Origin of the sequence: Tenacibaculum sp. (assembly GCF_050290165.1) — a bacterium.
Classification (GTDB): Bacteria; Bacteroidota; Bacteroidia; order Flavobacteriales; family Flavobacteriaceae; genus Polaribacter.
On record NZ_JBNKHD010000017.1, the window covers coordinates 20,428 to 40,115 of the forward strand.

The window sequence follows — 19,688 nt, forward strand, 5'->3', positions numbered from 1 at the left end:
TACTCTAAACTAAGAGGGTCTTCATATTTTAATCTGCATAAATTTTAACAATTAAATCACCTTTATCATTCATAGAAGCTCTATACATTCCAGCTGTATTAAACTCAAACGACATGTTTCCTTTTTTGTCAAGAGCTATAACACCACCTGTTCCACCAAGTTTAGTTAGTTTGTTTTGAATAACATCTTTAGTAGCTTCTTTTAATGATTTATGCAGGTATTCCATTTGAGCAGAAATATCATAAGCTACCTGAGTTCTTATAAAGTACTCACCCCATCCTGTTGAAGAAACACCACAGGTATTATTATTAGCATAGGTACCAGAGCCGATTATGGGTGAGTCACCTATTCGTCCCCAGCGTTTGTTAGTCATTCCACCTGTAGAAGTTCCAGCAGAAATATTTCCATCTTTATCTAAGGCTACACAACCTACGGTACCAAACTTACTGTTTTTAATATCAACATCGTAAAAAGCGGCTTTTTTATCGTTATGATCTAACTCCGTTTTTTCTTTGTCTTTGATTTTTTGTAAAGAATTGAAGCGTTTTTCGGTATAAAAATAACTTGGATCTACAATTTCTAACCCTTGCTCTTTGGCAAATTGAGAAGCACCAGCTCCAGAAAGCATCACATGATCAGAGTTAGTCATTACCCTTCTAGCAGCTTCGATAGGACTTTTAATATCCTTCACACCAGCAACAGCGCCAGCATTAAGTGTTTTTCCATCCATAAAAGAGGCATCTAATTCATTAGTTCCATCATGGGTAAAAACAGCTCCCTTTCCAGCATTAAATAAAGGGGATTCCTCCATTACTTGAATTGTTTTTACCACTGCATCTCCACTTGAACCACCATTTTTTAAAATTTCATATCCTGTTCTTATCGCTTCTTCTAACTTAGCTTTATAAGCAGCTTCCTTTTCTGGAGTCATATTCTTTTTTAAGATAGTTCCTGCACCACCATGAATAATAATGGCAAATTCATTTACTGGAACATTGTTTTGTTCTTTGGAAGTTTTTTTGGGTTGATTACACGCTGATAAAACCAATAATAAAGAAAATAGGTAATGTATATTTTTCATAACTAATTGTTAATTTTTAAACAAACAGTATTGTTTTTGTTTAATTTATTAATTGTAAAATTATTCGTAGTTTTGAGCTTTAAATTTAAACAACTAAAATTACAATATAAAATATGGCAGATTTTGGTATCAAAGAAGCTTTAGCTACTTTAGGATTAAAAGAGATAAATGAAGGAACTTCAACAGGTTCAGTAAACTTTGCAAATGGTGAAATTATCGAATCATATTCGCCAGTAGATGGAAAGTTAATAGGAAAAGTAAAAGCTTCTACCAAAGAAGATTACGAAAAGGTAATGGAAGCTGCTACTTCTGCTTTCAAAACTTTTAGAGCAATGCCTGCTCCACAAAGAGGAGAAATAGTTCGTCAATTTGGAAACAAATTAAGAGAATTAAAAGAACCATTAGGTAAATTAGTTTCTTACGAAATGGGAAAATCTTACCAAGAAGGTTTAGGTGAGGTTCAAGAGATGATTGATATCTGTGATTTTGCTGTAGGTTTATCTCGTCAGTTAAACGGACAAGTAATTCCATCAGAAAGACCAGGACACGTAATGAGAGAGCAATGGCATCCATTAGGAGTGGTTGGTATTATATCAGCATTTAACTTCCCAGTTGCTGTTTGGTCTTGGAACACAGCATTAGCTTGGATTTGTGGTAACGTATGTGTATGGAAAGGTTCAGAAAAAGCACCTTTATGTTCAGTAGCTTGTCAAAACATTATTGCTGAAGTTTTAAAAGATAACAATTTACCAGAAGGAATTTCTTGTATTGTTAATGGAGATTATAAAGTTGGTGAATATATTACTGAAGATGCACGTATTCCTTTAGTATCAGCTACTGGTTCTACAAGAATGGGACGTATTGTTGGTGCTAAGGTTGCTGAACGTTTTGGTAAATCTTTATTAGAGTTAGGAGGAAACAATGCTATTATCATTACTCCAACGGCTGATTTAAAAGTCGTAGTTCCTGGAGCTGTATTTGGTGCTGTAGGTACTTGTGGTCAGCGTTGTACTTCAACACGTCGTTTAATCATCCACGAATCTGTATATGATAAAGTAAGAGATGCGATTGTTGGTGCGTATGGTCAAATTAAAATAGGAAATCCATTAGATGAAAATAATCACGTTGGACCATTAATTGACAAAGATGCTGTAAATACTTATTTAGCTGCTATTGAAAAAGCAAAAGCTGAAGGAGGTAACGTATTAGTTGAAGGAGGCGTTTTAGAAGGAGAAGGTTACGAAAGTGGTTGTTATGTTAAACCTGCAATTATTGAGGCTGAAAACCACTTTGAAATTGTTCAACACGAAACATTTGCTCCTATTTTATACTTAATGAAGTATTCAGGAGATGTTGAAAACGCTATTGAATTACAAAATGGAGTTGCGCAAGGATTATCTTCTTCAATCATGACGAGCGAAATGAAAGAAGCTGAAAAATTCTTATCGTTTGCAGGATCTGATTGTGGTATTGCTAACGTTAATATTGGTACTTCAGGTGCTGAAATTGGTGGAGCTTTCGGAGGAGAGAAAGAAACTGGTGGTGGACGTGAGTCTGGATCTGATGCTTGGAAAGTATATATGAGACGTCAAACGAATACTGTAAACTATTCTGATGAGTTGCCTTTAGCGCAAGGAATTAAGTTTGATTTATAAGAAAACACAGTTTTCAAAATATAAAAAAGTCACATCATTATGATGTGACTTTTTCTTTATATAAAATTCAAATAATTATTTTTCTAAAGCAGCAGCAATAACTTTATAGGCTTCGTGTGCTTTTGACATTTTAGCATATTCTAAGGCAGTATATCCTTTTTCAGATTTTACTTTTAGCTTGGCTCCGTTATCAATTAATAACTGAACAATATCTGCTTTGTTATATCTAGCAGCAAACATTAAAGGAGTCAAACCTCCAGATTTTCTGTTAATATTCGTTCCATTTTCAATCAATGTTTTTACAGCTTCGTAGTTTCCAGCTCTAATTAATTTACAAAAAGTACTTATCTCTGCATACTCTAAGGTAGTTTTAACAGAAGTTTCGTGTAAAGTTGAAGCGGTAACAGTTCCAAAAGATAAAGCGATGGTAAAGGCAGTTAATACAAATTTTTTCATGATGTTAAGTTTAGTGTTTTTGATTGGATTACAGTTAAAAGACGTGTGTTTAAAAAAAACGTTTCAATAAAGATTGATACTTAACAATTATTTAAGATGAGCTCTTAAAAACCTCTTAATAGATTAAATTATTTTTAATAAATTAACAATCAATAATTTAATTAACCAAAAACTAAAACAGAATTATGAATCAGAGTATATTAATTCCATTAGTAGTAGGAGTTATTTCTGCTATTTTAGGCTATTTATTAGGAAGATTGTCAAAAAAAAGCAAGAATGGTAATGAGAAAGTCCTTTTAAACAATAAAATAGCGAAGCTAGAGTCTAGTTTGAGAAACTGTAAAGAAAGTAAGTTAATCTTAGAAACAGATTTGAAATTAGCACAAGAATCAAATGTGTTTATACCTTTTGATGCAACTCTTGCCAAAGAGGTTTTTGGAAAAAAAATAAAGGAAAACGATTTAAAAATAATAGAAGGTGTGGGTCCTAAAATAGAAGGTCTTTTTCACAAATTCGGAATTAATACATGGAAAGCTTTAGGAGAAACATCCATAGCAAAATGCCAAGAAGTATTGAATAGTGGAGGTGAACGATACAAAATACATAAACCTAATACGTGGCCTAAACAAGCACAATTAGCGTATGAGGGTAAATGGGAAGAACTCAAGGACTGGCAAGATAATTTAGATGGTGGAAAAGCGTAATAACTGCATTAATCCCTCTCCAATAGCGAGGGATTTTCTTTTATATTTGTTTGAAAGAACTAAATGATACTATGAAAATTATCGATCTATCCAAACCTATTCAATATAACAAACAAGATCCTTGGTTTATGAAAGTTAAAATAAAACATAAACCACATCATAAAGCAAAATGGCTAATTAGAATTTTAGGACTGCCATTCAAGCTCTTTCCTAAAAATTTTACAGGTTGGGCAGATGATACGATTCAAAAAATGGGAGTGCATTCAACAACTCACATAGATGCGCCGTGGCATTATTCACCAACAGTAAATGGAGAAAAAGCAAAGACGATAGATGAAGTTCCTTTAGATTGGTGTTTTGGAGAAGGTATCGTGATTGACATGAAACATAAAGTTGATTTTGACCCAATTACTGTTGAAGACATTCAACAGTTTTTAGAAGAAAACCAGTTAGAAATACAACCAAACATGATTGTATTGATTAAAACCGGACGTGATAAATTTAACGGAACCAAAGATTTTCATAAAAAAGGAACTGGTGTAAGTGCAAAAGCTACTGAGTGGTTGATTGATCAAGGAATTAAAGTAATGGGAATTGATTCGTGGGGATGGGATTTACCACTTCCATACATGATTCAAAAAGCAAAAGAAACCAATAATGCTGAATTGTTTTGGGAAGGACATTTGGTAGGGCAAAATAAAGAATATTGCCATATGGAACAGTTGGTAAATCTAGATGCTTTGCCTTTAACAGGATTTAAAGTAGCGGTGTTTCCTTTAAAAATAGTAGGCGCTTCTGCTGCACCCGCAAGAGTGGTAGCGATGTTAGAATAAAAATGCGATGAAAGATATTAACTTCATATTTTTAGTATTAGCTTTAATTGCTGAAGTTATTGGAACAATAGGTGGTTTTGGGTCGTCTGTTTTTTTTGTTCCACTAGGGAACTTCTATTTCGATTTTTATTCTGTTTTAGGGCTCACAGCTATCTTTCATTTGTCTAGTAACCTCAGTAAAATCTTTTTATTTAAGAAAGGATTGGATAAAAAACTATTGATAAATATAGGAATTCCCTCAGTAGTTTTTGTAATTGTAGGCGGTGTACTATCAAAAATTTTAAATAGCACCTATTTAGAAATATTTTTAGGAATCTTTTTAGTAGGGTTTAGTGCCTTTTTCCTGATTAAAAATAAGTTTGTTATCTCACCCAATAGAAAAAATGCCATTATTGGAGGTTCTTTTTCAGGGTTTTCGGCAGGGTTATTAGGAACTGGAGGAGCCATTAGAGGCTTAACGATGGCTGCTTTTAACTTAGAAAAGAGTGTATTTATAGCAACTTCTGCTTTTATAGATTTTATGATAGACTTTTCAAGAACCTTTGTATACTATCAAAATGGCTACATTCACGAACATGATTTAAAATATGTCCCTTTTTTATTTGTAATTGGATTAGTGGGCTCATTCATTGGAAAGAGAATATTACACTATATACCACAAACAAAGTTTAGAAACTTGTCTTTATCTTTTATATTATTAATAGGAATTATTACGATAGTACAATTGGTGTTGAGGTAGTGAAATAGGAGACTGTTTTATTCTTTTTATAATTGGAAATTATAGAATATTAATCATAAAAATGAAAGTATATCCTTAGCTATTTTATGAGCTATATGACGCAACCTTTTATATAATTAAACATCTAATAGTTAAATAAAAACCTAAAAAAACATGAAAAAGCAAATATTCCTTTTATTATCTATTGGACTAATGTTTTCCTGTAGTAATGACCAAAATAGTTTTGAAACAGAGTTGATAGGAAAATGGAAATTAATTGAGGTTTTAGCTGATCCAGGAGATGGGAGTGGAGCTTTCGAACCAGTTGAAAGTGATAAAACTATTGAGTTTAAAAATAATGGAATTTTGACAACTAATAGTTCTTTATGTAAACCATACTCAGATGAAATAATAAGTTCTGGAACGTATGAAAATAATATAATCAAAACGAATTGTCAAGATCCTAATATCGCCACTATTTTTTTTGAATTAAATAATGAGGATTTGATCTTGAATTTCATTTCTAATGAAGGGTATTCTCAAAAATTTAAAAAAATAAATTAAAAGTTATATATAAACGTAACTCTAAGAGAAATTTATCTAATTATACTTCACTTTCCTAAGCACGCGCATCGCTTCTTTATATTTAATATAAGTGGTTTTATCTTCTAAGTTTTTAATATAGTATTTTGCTTTTTTAAGTTGTAACGGAGCATTTAAAAACCCGTTTAAATAACATATTAAGTAGGAGGTAGGAAGCCTAAATACATCTTCGTGCTCAGTAACCGAAAGCGGTTTGTTTTTTACAATTTTAGCAACAATACAGTTATTGTTGTTGTAAATGTGTTGTAAAATATTTTTATCGTATTGAGGAGCCTCAAACAAAAACTCGGTAACAATATCGTGTTTTCCATTATCTTTAAAATTGATGATTGTTTTTTCTAAAGGATAACGTTTTTCGGTTTTATCAATCCCTAATACAATATACTCGGTAATAATAAATGATTGCTCGTTATAGCTAATTTGAACATCATCTAACGAAGAAAAAAACAAACGAACCTGTTCGTTTACCAATTCAATATCTACTCGTGTAAAAAACTCTTCGTTATTAATTAGTTTTCTTTTTCCAGCCCAACACAACACAAATTGTTCGTTAAATACTTTGTATCGAGGATTGTATTCTGGTTTATGTCTGTTGATAAAATCGAAAACACCATCAAGTGTGAGTTTGATATTGTTGCTAGCGTTTTTTTCTATAGCTTCAACAAGTTCTTTGTTTACATTTTTTAGTTCAAAATTACCTTCAGCAGGCATAGAATTGCTGCCTCTGCGATAAAACACCGTTCCTTTACGATATTTCCATGCATTTTTTGCTAGTGAAGTAATTAAATTGTTTGGGTAAATAGTTACCAATCCAATTACTTTATGACGTTGTAAACGAGGAAAAGGCACATTTTCATATTCTATTTTTGGAGGGTTATTCAAATAGGCATTTACCAAATTTTGAATTTTACTATCGTCATAGAAATCAACCCCAATAATTTTATTTTCCTCATCTTCGATACCAATAACAATGTACGAGTTGTTTTTAGGGTTTGAGTTAGAAAGCGCGCAAATGTGTTTGATAAATTTTGCCTTTCCTTCTTTTGACCCTAAGGATAACTTTTGCTTTTTATCATAAAAACTATTTTCGTCGTTATGAGACAGCAAGTTTTTAATTAAAAGACGTTTGTTAATCACAACTTAAGCATTTTTGTTCACAATAGTTGCACTAGCTTGCGCTGTTGGGTATACGATTAAATCTTCAATATTTACATGATATGGGCGTGTAACTACAAAATGGATGATATCTGCAATATCTTCAGGTTGTAGCGCTTTATAACCTTGATATACGGTTTTAGCTTTTTCAGAATCTCCTTTAAAACGAACCTCAGAAAATTCGGTTTCTACCAATCCTGGATGAATGGCACACACGCGAATGTTATGTTGATTCAAATCAATACGCATTCCTTTATTTAAAGCGTTTACAGCGAACTTTGACGCACAATACACATTTCCGTTAGGATACACATCTTTTCCGGCAATAGAGCCAATATTTAAAATGAATCCATTGTTGCGTTCGACCATTTGAGGAATAACAGCTTTTGAAACATATAAAAGCCCCTTTACGTTTCCGTCTATCATAGCATCCCAGTCATCAATATTTCCGTTTTGAATGCTATCTAATCCATGTGCGTTACCAGCGTTGTTAATAAGAATGTCAATTTGCTTGAAATTGCTTGGTAAACTATTAATAGCATTTTGTACTTCTTCATTATAGCGAACATCAAATTGTAGTATGTGTACTTTAGTAAATGCTGATAATTCTTGTTGTAATTTTTGCAGCTTTTCTATGCGTCTACCACAAAGAATTAAGTTGATGTTATTTTTTGCAAAAAGCTGAGCGGTTGCCTTACCAATACCAGAGGTTGCTCCTGTAATTAAAGCAGTTTGTTGCATGGTTTTTTGTTTTGTATAAAGGTAAAGTTTTTTATGTTAAGCTACTATTATAAAATGAAAAACCGCCCTGTTGAGGGCGGTTCCTTTTTAGTTGGCTATTACACCAACCAAAAATCAACTAACCAAACTTTATTTTAATGTCCTTTTCGGAACTGTTTCTCTTTCAATCTTAGTACGTTTTCTGCCACTATTCCTTACAGCGGGTTTTGAAGTACTTGTTTTTTCTCCTTTTAGGTATTGTATAAAGCCTCTACCAGAGAAAATATAGGTTGTTCCAGAGCCAACGTGGTATAACTCTATTGTTCCATCATTAATAACGGTTAAGTCAAACTCTTCAGTATCTCCGTTATCATAATTAAGTGTTAAATATTTTAGGTTGTTTTCACCCTGAACATTCTGTACAATATACCCTCCTGTAAAATCCCAATTTATGTAATCAACATTTGTGCCAAAAGGATCGTGAGATGAGTAGAAAGTTACGTCATTTTCTGGAGTAAATTGCAAATAATGCTCATAATCAAATGGATTTGCTGTTCCTCCTGATGCCCCCGTTCTTTCCCAAGCAACATACTCTTGTAAGAAATACTCAATATTGTCATAGAACAGCATGTCATAATCAAAACTATTTCTTTGGTATCCTACTAAATAGTAACTCACGTTTTGAGATAAATCATCCAGTCTAATTCTATTACTAGAAAGTTGTACAACATCAAATTCATAGTAACCATCAATATCGTGTCTAGTTTCCAAAACAGTACCAAAAGTACCATAGCTACCAACAATAACTCCTAAACCGTTTCCAGTTTTACCAATATCAACAATATTGTTGTTTGCATACATGGTTCCGTTTAAAAAAGAAATAGTAAATGCTCTTGATAAAAAAGGAACATCACCTGTACCTGTTGTTTTGTGATAATCTACATACCATAAATCGTAACTTGAAATATATTGACTTAATGAAAAACCATCCTCTACAATATCATTTCTTACAACACACGACGTAAATGTTAGACCACTAACCAGTAGTATTAAAAGTAATTTTATACGTTTCATAAGCATTCGTTTTATGGTTATGCTTATCAGTTTTCAAATTGCGTGCCAAAAATAAAAACACCTCCGAAAGAGGTGTTTTTATTAGCTAAAATAGTATAAACTTACTCCATAAAAACCTTACTCTTTTTTATGATGTTTTCCACTTTTACATAGCAAATTTTCTCATTTTTTACATAAGAAACCATCGCTTCATTTTCTTTTAATTCAAACGGAAATTTTTCTGTTGGAGTATTTCCAAATTCTTGTTTTGGATCTGCATGTAGAATAAGATCTTTTCTATCATCATTAGATGAGGTTTTGTATCGGGCTGCAATGTATTGTTTACCAACTTTTTGCTCTACAACAGCATCAGTTATTCTATTTTGAAAATATACCTTTTTGAAATCTACAGACTTTTCTGCAGTGAAATTGATAATTAAGTTAATAGAGTTATAACTACCTTTTACACCACCAGTTATATGAGAGTAACTTGCTGATTCTATTTTAAAAGGGTGTGTGTTTTGCGTTTTTACACTTGCACATTGTGTTAAACTAAATGTGAGTAGTAAGATTCCTATTAGTTTCATCAGTTAAATTTTATTTTTTTAAGTCAAATGTAATTCGCCATTAAATATCTTAGTTAAACACAAAGACAGAGATGGCTCATTTCATAGAATTTCTTTTTATTGTTTATTTTTAGCACTCAAGTAATGTGCCAAGTCACAAATATAATCAGATTAATATGAAGTTGAATTTCAGCTATTGGGAGTTAAAAGAATGGTTTACAAATGTTGATTTTACTGTAATAGGTAGTGGAATTGTTGGGTTAAACTGTGCTTTACAGCTACGTGAAAAATATCCAAAAGCCAAAATAATAGTTTTAGAAAAAGGGATGTTACCGCAAGGAGCCAGCACTAAAAATGCAGGCTTTGCTTGTTTTGGAAGTTTATCTGAATTGATTGATGATTTAAATACACATACCGAAGAAGAGGTTTTTAGTTTGGTAAAAAAACGTTGGGAAGGGTTACAGCTTTTACGTACCGCATTGGGTGATAAAAACATCGATTTTCAACAAAATAAAGGATATGAATTGTTTTTAACAACGGAGTTGTATGAATCGTGTTTAGAAAAAAAATCATCGATAAACGAACTTTTGAAGCCGTTGTTTTCTTCGGATGTTTTTACGGTTGATAACAACAAATTTGGATTTCAAAATATCCATCAACAATATATAACCAATCAGTTTGAAGGGCAAATTGATACTGGTAAAATGGCGGCTAAGTTGCTAGAAAAAGTTTTGTCTTCTGGTGTGAAAATCATCAACAATATTCAAGTTGAGCAGTTTATAGAAAACAACGAACAAGTTGAGGTACAAACAAATCAGATTGAATTTACTACTAAAAAATTGTTTGTTGCTACCAACGGATTTGCAAATCAACTCTTGAAAGAAAATGTACAACCTGCAAGAGCGCAGGTATTAATTACCAAACCGATTAAAGATTTGCACATCAAAGGGACTTTTCACTTAGACAAGGGCTATTATTACTTTAGAAATATTGATGATAGAATTTTGTTTGGAGGAGGAAGAAACCTTGATTTTAAAGCAGAAGAAACTATGGAGTTTGGACAAACAGCACTTATTCAAAATAAATTGGAAGAGCTTTTAAAAACAACCATTTTACCAAATATGGAAGTTGAAATAGACCACAGATGGAGTGGAATAATGGGAGTTGGTAATCAAAAAAAAGCGATTGTAAAGCAACTTTCCAATAATGTGTTTTGCGGTGTTCGTTTAGGAGGAATGGGGGTTGCAATAGGTAGTTTGGTAGGTAAGGAGCTAGCAGAACTTATCAATTAAGCTTGGAAAGCTATGAACATAAAAGAAGAACTATATAAACAATGTGAATTGTACGTAAACAAACGTTTACATACAGTAGAAGAAACCATTACTTCTCATCAAAAGGCATTGCAGTCAGAAACTAAGAGCTCTGCAGGAGATAAGCATGAAACTGGACGAGCAATGTTGCAGTTAGAAATGGAAAAGGCAAGTCAACAGCTTAGTGGGATTGCACAAATGAAAGAAGTTTTAGCCAAATTAAACATAAATAATACTTCATCAAATGTTTGTTTAGGCAGTGTGGCTGTAACCACCTCAGCTAATTATTTTGTGAGCATCAGTGTAGGTTTACTCACAATTGACAATAAAAAGTACTTCGCTATTTCTCCATCTTCACCTATTGGAAAATTAATTTTAGGAAAGAAAGAGGGAGAAACCTTTGTTTTTAATGGAGTTAAAAACACTATCAAAGAAATTTTTTAAAAAAAAGTAGGGTAAAATAAAACTTACCTGTTTTAGTTACAGGAAAGATTGTTATTCCTACTATAAGAAAAAGAAGTTATATACACTTTTGCCTTTTGGTGTTTAATAGGGTAGAAGTGTATTTTTTTAAGACAAAATTAATTTAAGATAGTTGAGTAATAATTAGTGAGATAATTATTATTGGTTTAGACAGTTTTTTTGAGTTTCAGAAAAACTGTTTTTTTATGCGTTATAGTTTTGTGATGATTTACAAACACTATTTGGTTATTATGTAATACTTCAATCAACCAAAAATATCCTTTAAAATAAGATTTTATAACAGTAGCTTCTATGCTTGTCGGTTTTTGAGTTATTTCTAGTTGATTCGGATATAATAACAACAATTGATTATTAATGAGAATTTCATTGACGTCATCAAATAAAGAAGCGGTATACTTTTCTTTTGGGTTTTTATATAAATTAGACGGGCTATCGTATGCAAGCACTTGATGATTGCGAATAACCATCATTTTATCAGCAAAAGATAAGGCATCATTTCCGTCGTGAGTTGCTATAATACAAGCAATGTTTTTCTTTTTTAAATAAGCAAATAACCTTCTTCGTAAAGAATTCTTTTTAAAATTATCTATTTGACTAAAAGGTTCATCAAGGAGTAATAGCTCAGGTTCTTTGGCTAGTGCTCTAGCAATAGCAACGCGTTGTTGTTGACCACCACTTAAATTTTTAACTTTTTGATTGGCGAGTTCAGTCATTTCAATAACCTCCAAAAGTTCTTGGGTTCTTTCTTCAGCTTCTTCTGGATAAAAACGAGATAAGAATTTCTTGATATTTTCACTTACCGAAGTAAATGGCATCAAATCAAAATCTTGTGCTACATATTTAAAAAACTCCATTCCAGGCACTAAGTGATGTTCAGGTCCTAAAATTTGAGTATCATTCCAAAAGAGATTTCCTTTATCTACATCAAGTAAACCATACACTATTTTTAGAAGGGTAGATTTTCCACAACCACTTTCTCCCATAATACACAAATGTTCTCCCTTTTGTAAGGTAAAATGGATGTTTTGTAGGGTTTTTTCTTTTGATGGATACGTGAATGAAATATTGTTAACTTGTAGCATAGATACAAAAATACGTAAAGGGCTAAGATAATTCATCTCCTATTTCTCTCTAAATAATCTTCTTTTTTTAAGAATTAGACCTAAGTATATTTGTTATAAACGAGATGAAAAGTTTTTTAAAAAAAATGCAATAGAAAATAAAAAGTACGTCTTTATAATTGAGGAGCTACAAAGAAAGCCAGTGAATGAACCAAGAAACGGAAAATAAAAAGAAATTAAAAGCCTTTTTTGATAAAGAATATGGCGCTCTTAAGTCTTATGTTGGAACTAAAATTAAACAGAGTATTCATCAAGATGCAGAGGATATTATTCAGGAAGTTGCTTTAAAATTGTTTTCTGGAGTTAATGAACATTCATCTATAAACAATGTAGCTGGCTTTGTTTATAGATCTCTAAAAAATAAAATCATTGATAATTTGAGAAAAAAGAAATACGAAGCTTCTGATTCAGATATTGATGAAATGAAATTGAATGAATTTACTGAGGTTTTGTATGGAACTCCTGATAATGCTTATTCAGAAGCGATGAAAAAGGAACTAGAATTAAAAATAATGAATCTTAAACCAGTATATAAGGAGATTATTATAGCTATTGATTTTGAAGGGTACTCATACAAAGAACTATCGGAAGAACTTGAAATACCTGTTGGAACATTAATGTCAAGAAGACATCGAGCATTAGGAATACTATTAAGAAAAATTGAAAACAAAAAATAAAAGATGGAAAATTTGTTTAAAAAACGAAGAGATAGAGAATCTCCAGGAATATTTGTAGGAAGAATAATATTTGGAATAATTGCTGTTTTAGCACTTGCAATACTTTTTGGGTATGCAATCATGTGGCTTTGGAATAACCTTATGCCAGAGATCTTCGGATTATCGGTTATTAACTACTGGCAAGCAGTAGGCTTATTTATTTTATCGAAAATTTTATTCTCATCTGGTGGATGTGGAGGAAAACACAAATCAGAGAAACACTTAGACAAAAGAAGAAAGCACAAATTTAAATCATATTATGAAAAGAACTGTAAAGGGAAACTTTCAGAATGGGAATATTATGATAGGTTTTGGGAAGAAGAAGGGAGTGAAGCTTACCAAAAATATGTAGACAAGTTAAATAAAGAAACGGAACAAGAATAAAATTAATGAGTTATGAAACTATTTATCTATGGGACTGATATTGATACAAAGAAAAAAGAACAATCCATACGTCAATTATTTAATCAAGATAGTAATATAATTAACTTATCTGTTGATATTGAAGATGTTGATAATGTTTTAAGAATAGAAGCAACAGATTTAACAAAAGAAGCTGACATTATAAATAAGGTAAAAGAAAAAGGGTTTAACTGTATGGAGTTAGCAGATTAAACATAAAAAAACCGACATAGTTTTATGTCGGTTTTTGCTTTAAGCACTTCTTTCTACATATCTTATAATGCTTTTGGCAATATCTTTACCAGTAGCTTTTTCTATACCTTCTAAACCAGGAGAGGAATTAACTTCTAAAATTAACGGACCTCTATCTGATTGTAACATATCAACACCTGCAACACCCAATCGCATTGATTTCGCAGCTTTTAAGGCTGCATTTTCTTCTTCTTCAGTTAATTCTATAATTTCAGCTGTTCCACCTCTGTGTAAATTTGATCTGAACTCACCTTCTTTACCTTGACGCTTCATAGCACCTACAACAACACCATCAACTACAAATGCTCGAATATCAGCTCCTTTTGCTTCTTTAATGTATTCTTGAACAATTACACGAGCTTGTAAGCCATTAAAAGCTTCTAAAACCGATTCAGCAGCCTTTTTGGTTTCTGCTAAAACAACTCCTAAACCTTGAGTTCCTTCTAGTAACTTAATAATCAATGGAGCACCACCTACTTTTTTAATAATTTCAGAAGTGTCTTTTGAATAATTGGTAAAAACAGTTTTTGGTAAACCTAAATTAGCCCTAGAAAGTACCTGTAAACTACTTAGTTTATCTCTAGATCTAACCAACGCTTGTGATTCTACAACTGAAAAAACTTTCATCATTTCAAATTGACGAACTACGGCTGTTCCATAAAAGGTAACAGAGGCACCAATACGAGGTATTATCGCATCTACATCGGTTACTAATTCATGGTTGTATACAATAGCAGGTTTTCTTTTTTCAATAATTAAATCACATTTGGTGTGATCTAAAACCAACATTTCATGACCTCTTTTTTCGCCAGCTTCTACTAGGCGTTTGGTTGAATATAATTTAGTGTTTCTTGAAAGAACAACAATTTTCATTATTTATATTTCTTTTGAAGCGATGTTTTTTTGAGAAACATCTACAATAAACTTTTTAGTTAAAAATTTTCTACCAATTAAAACAGGGTAGTTCATTTTACCTCTGTCTGATAAAGATAGCTTTATTTTATATTTTTTTCCATAAAAAACAACGGATGTTGATACAACATATCTTTTTTGTTTTTTACCATTAGAACTTCTTATACTTTTTAATTGGTACTTAGTTGTTTGGAGCAATTTGTTATTATACTTTTCTGTTTTTGGGCACAATAATATAAACTCTAAGACACCATCTTTTTCTTTAATATGCTTACAATGTATCGCAGAAGTATAGGCGCCTGTATCTATCTTAGCAGGCAAATCTTCAATTTCCCAGTTTAAAAAGGATATTTTTTCAGCTCTTCCTATTAGTTTCATTAAGATAAAAAGTTAAGGATGGCGAATTACTTACTATTTTTTGAAATACACAATACCTAATTCTTTATTTATTAAAAATAAAAAAACCAGTGCTTACACACTGGTTTAAAGGTACTTGTTTTTTGGTTTAAATTACCAAATTCTTACTCGATCTTCTGGTTTTAAATACATTTGATCATCTTCTTTAACATCAAATGCTTCATAGAAAGCATCTACGTTTTTAAGAGGAATGTATGCTCTGTACATTCCAGGAGCGTGTGGATTAGTCATAATTAAGTTTTTCAATGCCTCATCACGCATTTTAGTTCTCCAAATTGTTCCCCAAGAAAGGAAGAAACGTTGCTCTGGAGTAAATCCGTCAATATTTTCTGGACGACCATTCTTTTCTAAGAAAATTTGTAATCCTTCGTAAGCAGCTTGTACACCACCTAAATCACCAATATTTTCACCTAAAGTAAACTCTCCGTTTAAGTGCATGCTGTCAATAGCAACAATATCACTGTATTGTTTGATTAATTTACTACCAACTTCTTTAAACTTTTCTGAATCTTCTTCTGTCCACCAGTTTTTAAGGTTTCCGTCACCGTCAAAACGAGCACCAGAATCGTCAAAGCTGTGTGAAATTTCGTGACCGATAACCGCTCCAATTCCTCCATAGTTTACAGCTTCATCCGCTTTGTAGTTATAGAAAGGAGGTTGTAAAATAGCTGCTGGGAACACAATTTCGTTATTAACTGGGTTAAAGTAAGCGTTAACTGTTTGAGGAGACATTCCCCATTCAGTTCTATCTACTTCTTTACCTAATTTAGCCATATCTTTTTCAAAGTTCCACTTACGTACATTAACAGCATTGTCAAAATATGTACCTCCTTCTTTTAGACCTTTTACTTGTAACGCAGAATAATCTTTCCACTTATCAGGATAAGCTATTTTAACGGTTAATTTGTGAAGTTTATCTAAAGCTTTTTCTTTAGTTTCTTCACTCATCCAAGGTAATTGTGCAATGCGTTTTTCAAACCCTAACATTACATTATCAATCATTTCCTTAGCTTTTTGTTTCGCTTCTGGCGGGAATTTTTCATCCACATATAATTTACCTAAAGCTTCACCAATAGCACCATTTAAGTTACTTAAAGCACGTTCATCTCTTGGGCGTTGTTGTTTAGCACCACGCATTTCTTTGCTGTAAAACTCCCAGTTAGCTTTTTCTAAATCAGTTGATAATAAACCTAATGAGTTATTAATAGCATTCCAACGTAGTGATAACTTAATAGTTTCAATAGGACTGTTTTTTAATACGTCATTCATTGCTTTGAAATACCCAGGGTCGGTAACTATAACTTTATCAAGACCACCATTTCCATTAGAATCCCCAGTTCCTTCTAAATCAACACCAATTCCTTTTAAGTGAGCTTCCCAGTCAATTACTGGAACTAATTCAGTTAATTCAGCAATGGTCATTGGGTTGTAAATTTTACGAGTATCTCTACGCTCTTCTTTTGTCATTCTTGGCTCAGCTAAACTCTTTTCGAAAGCAACAATTGTTTCAGCATTTTTCTTAGCTGTAGCTTCATCATCACCAAACTCTTGTAACATTTTTGCTACAAATATTTTATATTTTTCAAGTTTATCTTTTACCTTTTCGTCTACGTAATAGTCTCTTGATAATCCAAGTCCGCCAGCTCCCATATAACCAGCATTGATGCTGCTATTTTTTAGGTCGTTGTAAACACCAAAACCATAAAAACCAGCACCTCCATAAGGAGCCATGTTGGTAATAAAAGTTTGAACATCATTCAAATCTTTAAGTTCTTCAATTTTTTGAAGGAATGGTTGTACTGGTGCCTTACCAGCTTTGTTTCTTGCTACGGTATCCATAATGGTTTCGTAGTAGTTTACCGCTTTTTCTTGGTCAGAATCTATTTCGTTTCCTTCAGCATCTTTTATTTTTTGGAAGTTTCTCTCCTCAATTGCCTTGTTTAAGATAGCTAGTACATCTTTGGTGGTAGTTTTTCTTAACTGATTGAATCCTCCCCATGAAGTTTCATCAGCAGGAATTTCAGTTCTATCTACCCAAGAACCGTTAACATATCTAAAGAAATCATCGGTTGGTTTAACCGAGTTATCCATATTTTCTAAGATAATTGCCTGTACTTTTTCTTCAGGCTTTTTATCTGTTTTACACGCAACAACTCCTAACGAAGCAACCGCAGTAGTAAACAGCATTTTGTGAATGGTTTTCATTTGTTGTGATTTTTGATTGAATCTTGATTTTTTGATTTATCCTAATAAGATTCTATTTCTATAGGATTGTTACAGTTTTTAACTCTTAATTTTTGTTTGAGGAGCATTTGGTAAAGCGTTATACCCCATATTGTATAATGTAAAAGCAAATAAATCTACATATTCAGAGATTTGCATTGCTACTGGTTTACCAGCTCCATGTCCTGCGTTTGTTTCAATTCTTATTAAAACAGGTGATTCCCCAGCTTGTTTTTCTTGTAATTCTGAAATAAATTTAAATGAGTGTGCAGGAACAACCCTGTCGTCATGATCTGCAGTATGTACCATTGTCGCGGGATATTTAGCACCTTCTTTTACATTGTGAACTGGAGAGTATCCTTTTAAATAGTCAAACATTTCTTCAGATTGTTCTGATGTTCCATAATCATATGCCCATCCTGCACCAGCAGTAAATGTATGATAACGTAACATATCTAAAACTCCTACACCAGGTAAAGCAACTTTCATTAAGTCTGGACGTTGCGTCATTGTAGCTCCTACTAATAACCCTCCGTTAGAACGTCCAAGAATTGCTAAATAATCTGAAGAAGTATATTTTTCACTAATTAAGTATTCTGCAGCAGCAATAAAATCATCAAAAACATTTTGTTTTTTCATTTGCGTACCTGCATCATGCCATTTTTTACCATATTCTCCACCACCACGTAAGTTAGGTACAGCATAAATACCACCTTGTTCTAACCAGATAGTATTGGCAATTTTAAAGCTAGGAGTTAAGCTAATATTGAAACCTCCGTAACCGTATAAAATTGTTGGGTTCTTTCCGTTTAGTTCAGTTCCTTTTTTATAAGTAATAATCATAGGTATTTTAGTACCATCTTTAGAGGTATAGAATACCTGTTTAGATTCAAAATCATCTGAATTAAAATCTATTTCAGGTTTTTTGTATACTTCAGATGTTCCGTCTTCTGGATTGAACTTGTAAATTGTACTTGGATTAATATAGTTAGTAAAAGTAAAGTACAGTTCTTTAGCTTCTTTTTTACCTCCAAATCCACCAACACTACCAACACCAGGTAAAGTTACTTCACGAATTAATTTTCCATTGTAATCGTATTGTTTAATCTGTGAAACAGCATCTTTCATATATTCTGCAAAGAAATATCCCGCTCCAGTGCTAGGAGATACTACATTTTCTGTTTCAGGAATAAAGTCTACCCAGTTTTCAATAGTTGGATTTTTAGCATCTACAGTAACAATTTTCTGGTTAGGAGCATTATGATTGGTTACAATGAACAATTTGTCACCATCATTTTCAATTACATAAGAATCTGAATCAAATCCTTTAACAACTTCTACTAAAGGAGCATTTTCTTTAGATAGGTCTTGAATAAACATATCGTTACCAGAAGTAGAAACAGCTCCTGTAATGATTAAATATTTATCATCTTCAGTAACATTACCTCCCACATATCTTCTTTTTTGCTCTTCTGTTCCTCCAAATATTAATTGATCTTCGCTTTGTTTTGTACCTAGTTTATGGAAGTATAATTTGTGTTGATCTGTTTTTGCAGACAACTCACTTCCTTTAGGTTTGTCGTAGCTAGAGTAATAAAACCCTTCGTTTCCTTTCCAAGAAATCCCTGAAAACTTTACGTCCACTAAAGTATCTTCCATAACTTCTTTAGTTTCTGCATCCATAATAATTACTTTTCTCCAATCGCTACCCCCTTCAGAAATAGAATAAGCAACAATTTTTCCGTTTTTAGAAAAGCTTAAGTTTCCTAAAGAGGTTGTACCTTCTTCAGAGAACGTATTTGGGTCTAAGAAAACTTCTTCTTTCCCATCCTCTGTTTTTTTATAGACAACATATTGATTTTGTAAACCATCATTTTTGTAAAAATATTCATGATTTCCTTCTTTAAAAGGTGCCCCAATTTTTTCATAGTTCCATAATTTAGATAGGCGATTGTTTAATTGTTCGCGATACGGAATTTTATTCAAGTAGTCGAAAGTAACTTCGTTTTCAGCTTTCACCCAAGCTTCAGTTTCTTTGCTTTTATCATCTTCTAGCCAACGATAATTATCGGTTACTTTGGTACCAAAGTACTCATCTACAACAGGTTTTTTAGTTGTTTCTGGGTAGTTCACACTAATATTGTTTTTAGATTGTTTTTCTTCTTTGCAAGAAACAAAAATTGTTCCTGCGCAAATAAGGGGAAGAAGGACTTTTTTCATGGTTTAAAAATTGGTTAATTCGCTCAAATTTAGAAGAAAAACTATGAAAGCAGTTTATTTTAAGACGATTTTAACAAAAAGAATACTG

Annotated in this window: 21 protein-coding genes; 10 read left to right on the top strand and 11 right to left on the bottom strand. The window is 32.2% G+C overall.

Annotated features, from left to right (window positions below):
* Nucleotides 1–28: 28 nt before the first annotated feature.
* Complete coding sequence (locus ACQY6M_RS14790) at nucleotides 29–1,081, bottom strand: isoaspartyl peptidase/L-asparaginase family protein (protein ID WP_428743442.1); 1,053 nt, start codon at nucleotides 1,079–1,081, stop codon at nucleotides 29–31.
* Between the two features lie 113 nt (nucleotides 1,082–1,194).
* Between ACQY6M_RS14790 and amaB the strand changes: the two genes are divergently transcribed.
* On the top strand, nucleotides 1,195–2,736 hold the full coding sequence (gene amaB, locus ACQY6M_RS14795; RefSeq protein ID WP_133535178.1) for an L-piperidine-6-carboxylate dehydrogenase: 1,542 nt from the start codon (nucleotides 1,195–1,197) through the stop codon (nucleotides 2,734–2,736).
* 75 nt (nucleotides 2,737–2,811) lie between these two features.
* On the opposite strand, the gene ACQY6M_RS14800 is transcribed toward amaB, so the two are convergent.
* Nucleotides 2,812–3,192, bottom strand: coding sequence for an ankyrin repeat domain-containing protein (locus tag ACQY6M_RS14800; RefSeq protein ID WP_428743441.1), 381 nt, complete (start codon nucleotides 3,190–3,192; stop codon nucleotides 2,812–2,814).
* 185 nt (nucleotides 3,193–3,377) lie between these two features.
* Here ACQY6M_RS14800 and ACQY6M_RS14805 point away from each other — a divergent pair, with 185 nt between their 5' ends.
* The 4 genes from ACQY6M_RS14805 to ACQY6M_RS14820 all read left to right on the top strand — a co-directional run bounded on the left by ACQY6M_RS14805 (nucleotide 3,378) and on the right by ACQY6M_RS14820 (nucleotide 6,011).
* Nucleotides 3,378–3,896, top strand: coding sequence for a hypothetical protein (locus tag ACQY6M_RS14805; protein WP_428743440.1), 519 nt, complete (start codon nucleotides 3,378–3,380; stop codon nucleotides 3,894–3,896).
* A 71-nt stretch (nucleotides 3,897–3,967) separates the two neighbouring features.
* Complete coding sequence (locus ACQY6M_RS14810) at nucleotides 3,968–4,729, top strand: cyclase family protein (RefSeq protein ID WP_428743439.1); 762 nt, start codon at nucleotides 3,968–3,970, stop codon at nucleotides 4,727–4,729.
* A gap of 7 nt (nucleotides 4,730–4,736) precedes the next feature.
* Nucleotides 4,737–5,468 (top strand): sulfite exporter TauE/SafE family protein, encoded by a 732-nt coding sequence (locus tag ACQY6M_RS14815; RefSeq protein ID WP_428743438.1) that lies wholly within the window; start codon nucleotides 4,737–4,739, stop codon nucleotides 5,466–5,468.
* A gap of 153 nt (nucleotides 5,469–5,621) precedes the next feature.
* Complete coding sequence (locus ACQY6M_RS14820) at nucleotides 5,622–6,011, top strand: hypothetical protein (protein ID WP_428743437.1); 390 nt, start codon at nucleotides 5,622–5,624, stop codon at nucleotides 6,009–6,011.
* 36 nt (nucleotides 6,012–6,047) lie between these two features.
* Here the strand turns inward: ACQY6M_RS14820 and ACQY6M_RS14825 are convergent, their stop codons facing one another.
* The 4 genes from ACQY6M_RS14825 to ACQY6M_RS14840 all read right to left on the bottom strand — a co-directional run bounded on the left by ACQY6M_RS14825 (nucleotide 6,048) and on the right by ACQY6M_RS14840 (nucleotide 9,565).
* The gene (locus tag ACQY6M_RS14825) at nucleotides 6,048–7,187 is read right to left on the bottom strand and encodes an ATP-binding protein (protein ID WP_428743436.1); all 1,140 of its coding nucleotides are present in this window, start codon (nucleotides 7,185–7,187) and stop codon (nucleotides 6,048–6,050) included.
* Nucleotides 7,188–7,190: 3 nt separating this feature from the next.
* Entirely contained in the window at nucleotides 7,191–7,946 is a 756-nt protein-coding gene (locus tag ACQY6M_RS14830) for an SDR family NAD(P)-dependent oxidoreductase (protein ID WP_428743435.1), read from the bottom strand.
* Nucleotides 7,947–8,075: 129 nt separating this feature from the next.
* On the bottom strand, nucleotides 8,076–8,999 hold the full coding sequence (locus tag ACQY6M_RS14835; RefSeq protein ID WP_428743434.1) for a hypothetical protein: 924 nt from the start codon (nucleotides 8,997–8,999) through the stop codon (nucleotides 8,076–8,078).
* A gap of 101 nt (nucleotides 9,000–9,100) precedes the next feature.
* Entirely contained in the window at nucleotides 9,101–9,565 is a 465-nt protein-coding gene (locus tag ACQY6M_RS14840) for a hypothetical protein (RefSeq protein WP_428743433.1), read from the bottom strand.
* A 161-nt stretch (nucleotides 9,566–9,726) separates the two neighbouring features.
* On the opposite strand from ACQY6M_RS14840, the gene ACQY6M_RS14845 reads away from it, so the two are divergent.
* Both ACQY6M_RS14845 and ACQY6M_RS14850 read left to right on the top strand, forming a co-directional pair.
* Entirely contained in the window at nucleotides 9,727–10,836 is a 1,110-nt protein-coding gene (locus ACQY6M_RS14845) for an NAD(P)/FAD-dependent oxidoreductase (protein ID WP_428743683.1), read from the top strand.
* A gap of 12 nt (nucleotides 10,837–10,848) precedes the next feature.
* Nucleotides 10,849–11,298: a 3-oxoacyl-ACP synthase gene (locus tag ACQY6M_RS14850; RefSeq protein ID WP_428743432.1), complete on the top strand. Its 450-nt coding sequence runs from the start codon at nucleotides 10,849–10,851 to the stop codon at nucleotides 11,296–11,298.
* A gap of 185 nt (nucleotides 11,299–11,483) precedes the next feature.
* Here the strand turns inward: ACQY6M_RS14850 and ACQY6M_RS14855 are convergent, their stop codons facing one another.
* Nucleotides 11,484–12,419, bottom strand: coding sequence for an ABC transporter ATP-binding protein (locus ACQY6M_RS14855; protein ID WP_428743682.1), 936 nt, complete (start codon nucleotides 12,417–12,419; stop codon nucleotides 11,484–11,486).
* Nucleotides 12,420–12,604: 185 nt separating this feature from the next.
* Here ACQY6M_RS14855 and ACQY6M_RS14860 point away from each other — a divergent pair, with 185 nt between their 5' ends.
* From ACQY6M_RS14860 to ACQY6M_RS14870, 3 genes are read left to right on the top strand one after another with little or no spacing between them, the layout of a single operon-like run.
* On the top strand, nucleotides 12,605–13,135 hold the full coding sequence (locus ACQY6M_RS14860; protein WP_428743431.1) for an RNA polymerase sigma factor: 531 nt from the start codon (nucleotides 12,605–12,607) through the stop codon (nucleotides 13,133–13,135).
* A gap of 3 nt (nucleotides 13,136–13,138) precedes the next feature.
* Nucleotides 13,139–13,558, top strand: coding sequence for a hypothetical protein (locus ACQY6M_RS14865; RefSeq protein ID WP_428743430.1), 420 nt, complete (start codon nucleotides 13,139–13,141; stop codon nucleotides 13,556–13,558).
* Between the two features lie 12 nt (nucleotides 13,559–13,570).
* Nucleotides 13,571–13,789 (top strand): hypothetical protein, encoded by a 219-nt coding sequence (locus ACQY6M_RS14870; RefSeq protein ID WP_428743429.1) that lies wholly within the window; start codon nucleotides 13,571–13,573, stop codon nucleotides 13,787–13,789.
* A 39-nt stretch (nucleotides 13,790–13,828) separates the two neighbouring features.
* On the opposite strand, the gene rimK is transcribed toward ACQY6M_RS14870, so the two are convergent.
* From rimK to ACQY6M_RS14890, 4 genes are all read right to left on the bottom strand, one after another.
* Nucleotides 13,829–14,701 (bottom strand): 30S ribosomal protein S6--L-glutamate ligase, encoded by an 873-nt coding sequence (gene rimK, locus ACQY6M_RS14875; protein WP_428743428.1) that lies wholly within the window; start codon nucleotides 14,699–14,701, stop codon nucleotides 13,829–13,831.
* A 3-nt stretch (nucleotides 14,702–14,704) separates the two neighbouring features.
* Nucleotides 14,705–15,118: an ATP-dependent zinc protease family protein gene (locus tag ACQY6M_RS14880; RefSeq protein WP_428743427.1), complete on the bottom strand. Its 414-nt coding sequence runs from the start codon at nucleotides 15,116–15,118 to the stop codon at nucleotides 14,705–14,707.
* A 132-nt stretch (nucleotides 15,119–15,250) separates the two neighbouring features.
* The gene (locus tag ACQY6M_RS14885) at nucleotides 15,251–17,362 is read right to left on the bottom strand and encodes a M13 family metallopeptidase (RefSeq protein WP_428743426.1); all 2,112 of its coding nucleotides are present in this window, start codon (nucleotides 17,360–17,362) and stop codon (nucleotides 15,251–15,253) included.
* A 78-nt stretch (nucleotides 17,363–17,440) separates the two neighbouring features.
* Nucleotides 17,441–19,600 carry a prolyl oligopeptidase family serine peptidase gene (locus tag ACQY6M_RS14890; protein ID WP_428743425.1) on the bottom strand — a complete coding sequence of 720 codons (2,160 nt, stop codon included), beginning with the start codon at nucleotides 19,598–19,600 and terminating at the stop codon, nucleotides 17,441–17,443.
* Nucleotides 19,601–19,688 lie beyond the last annotated feature (88 nt).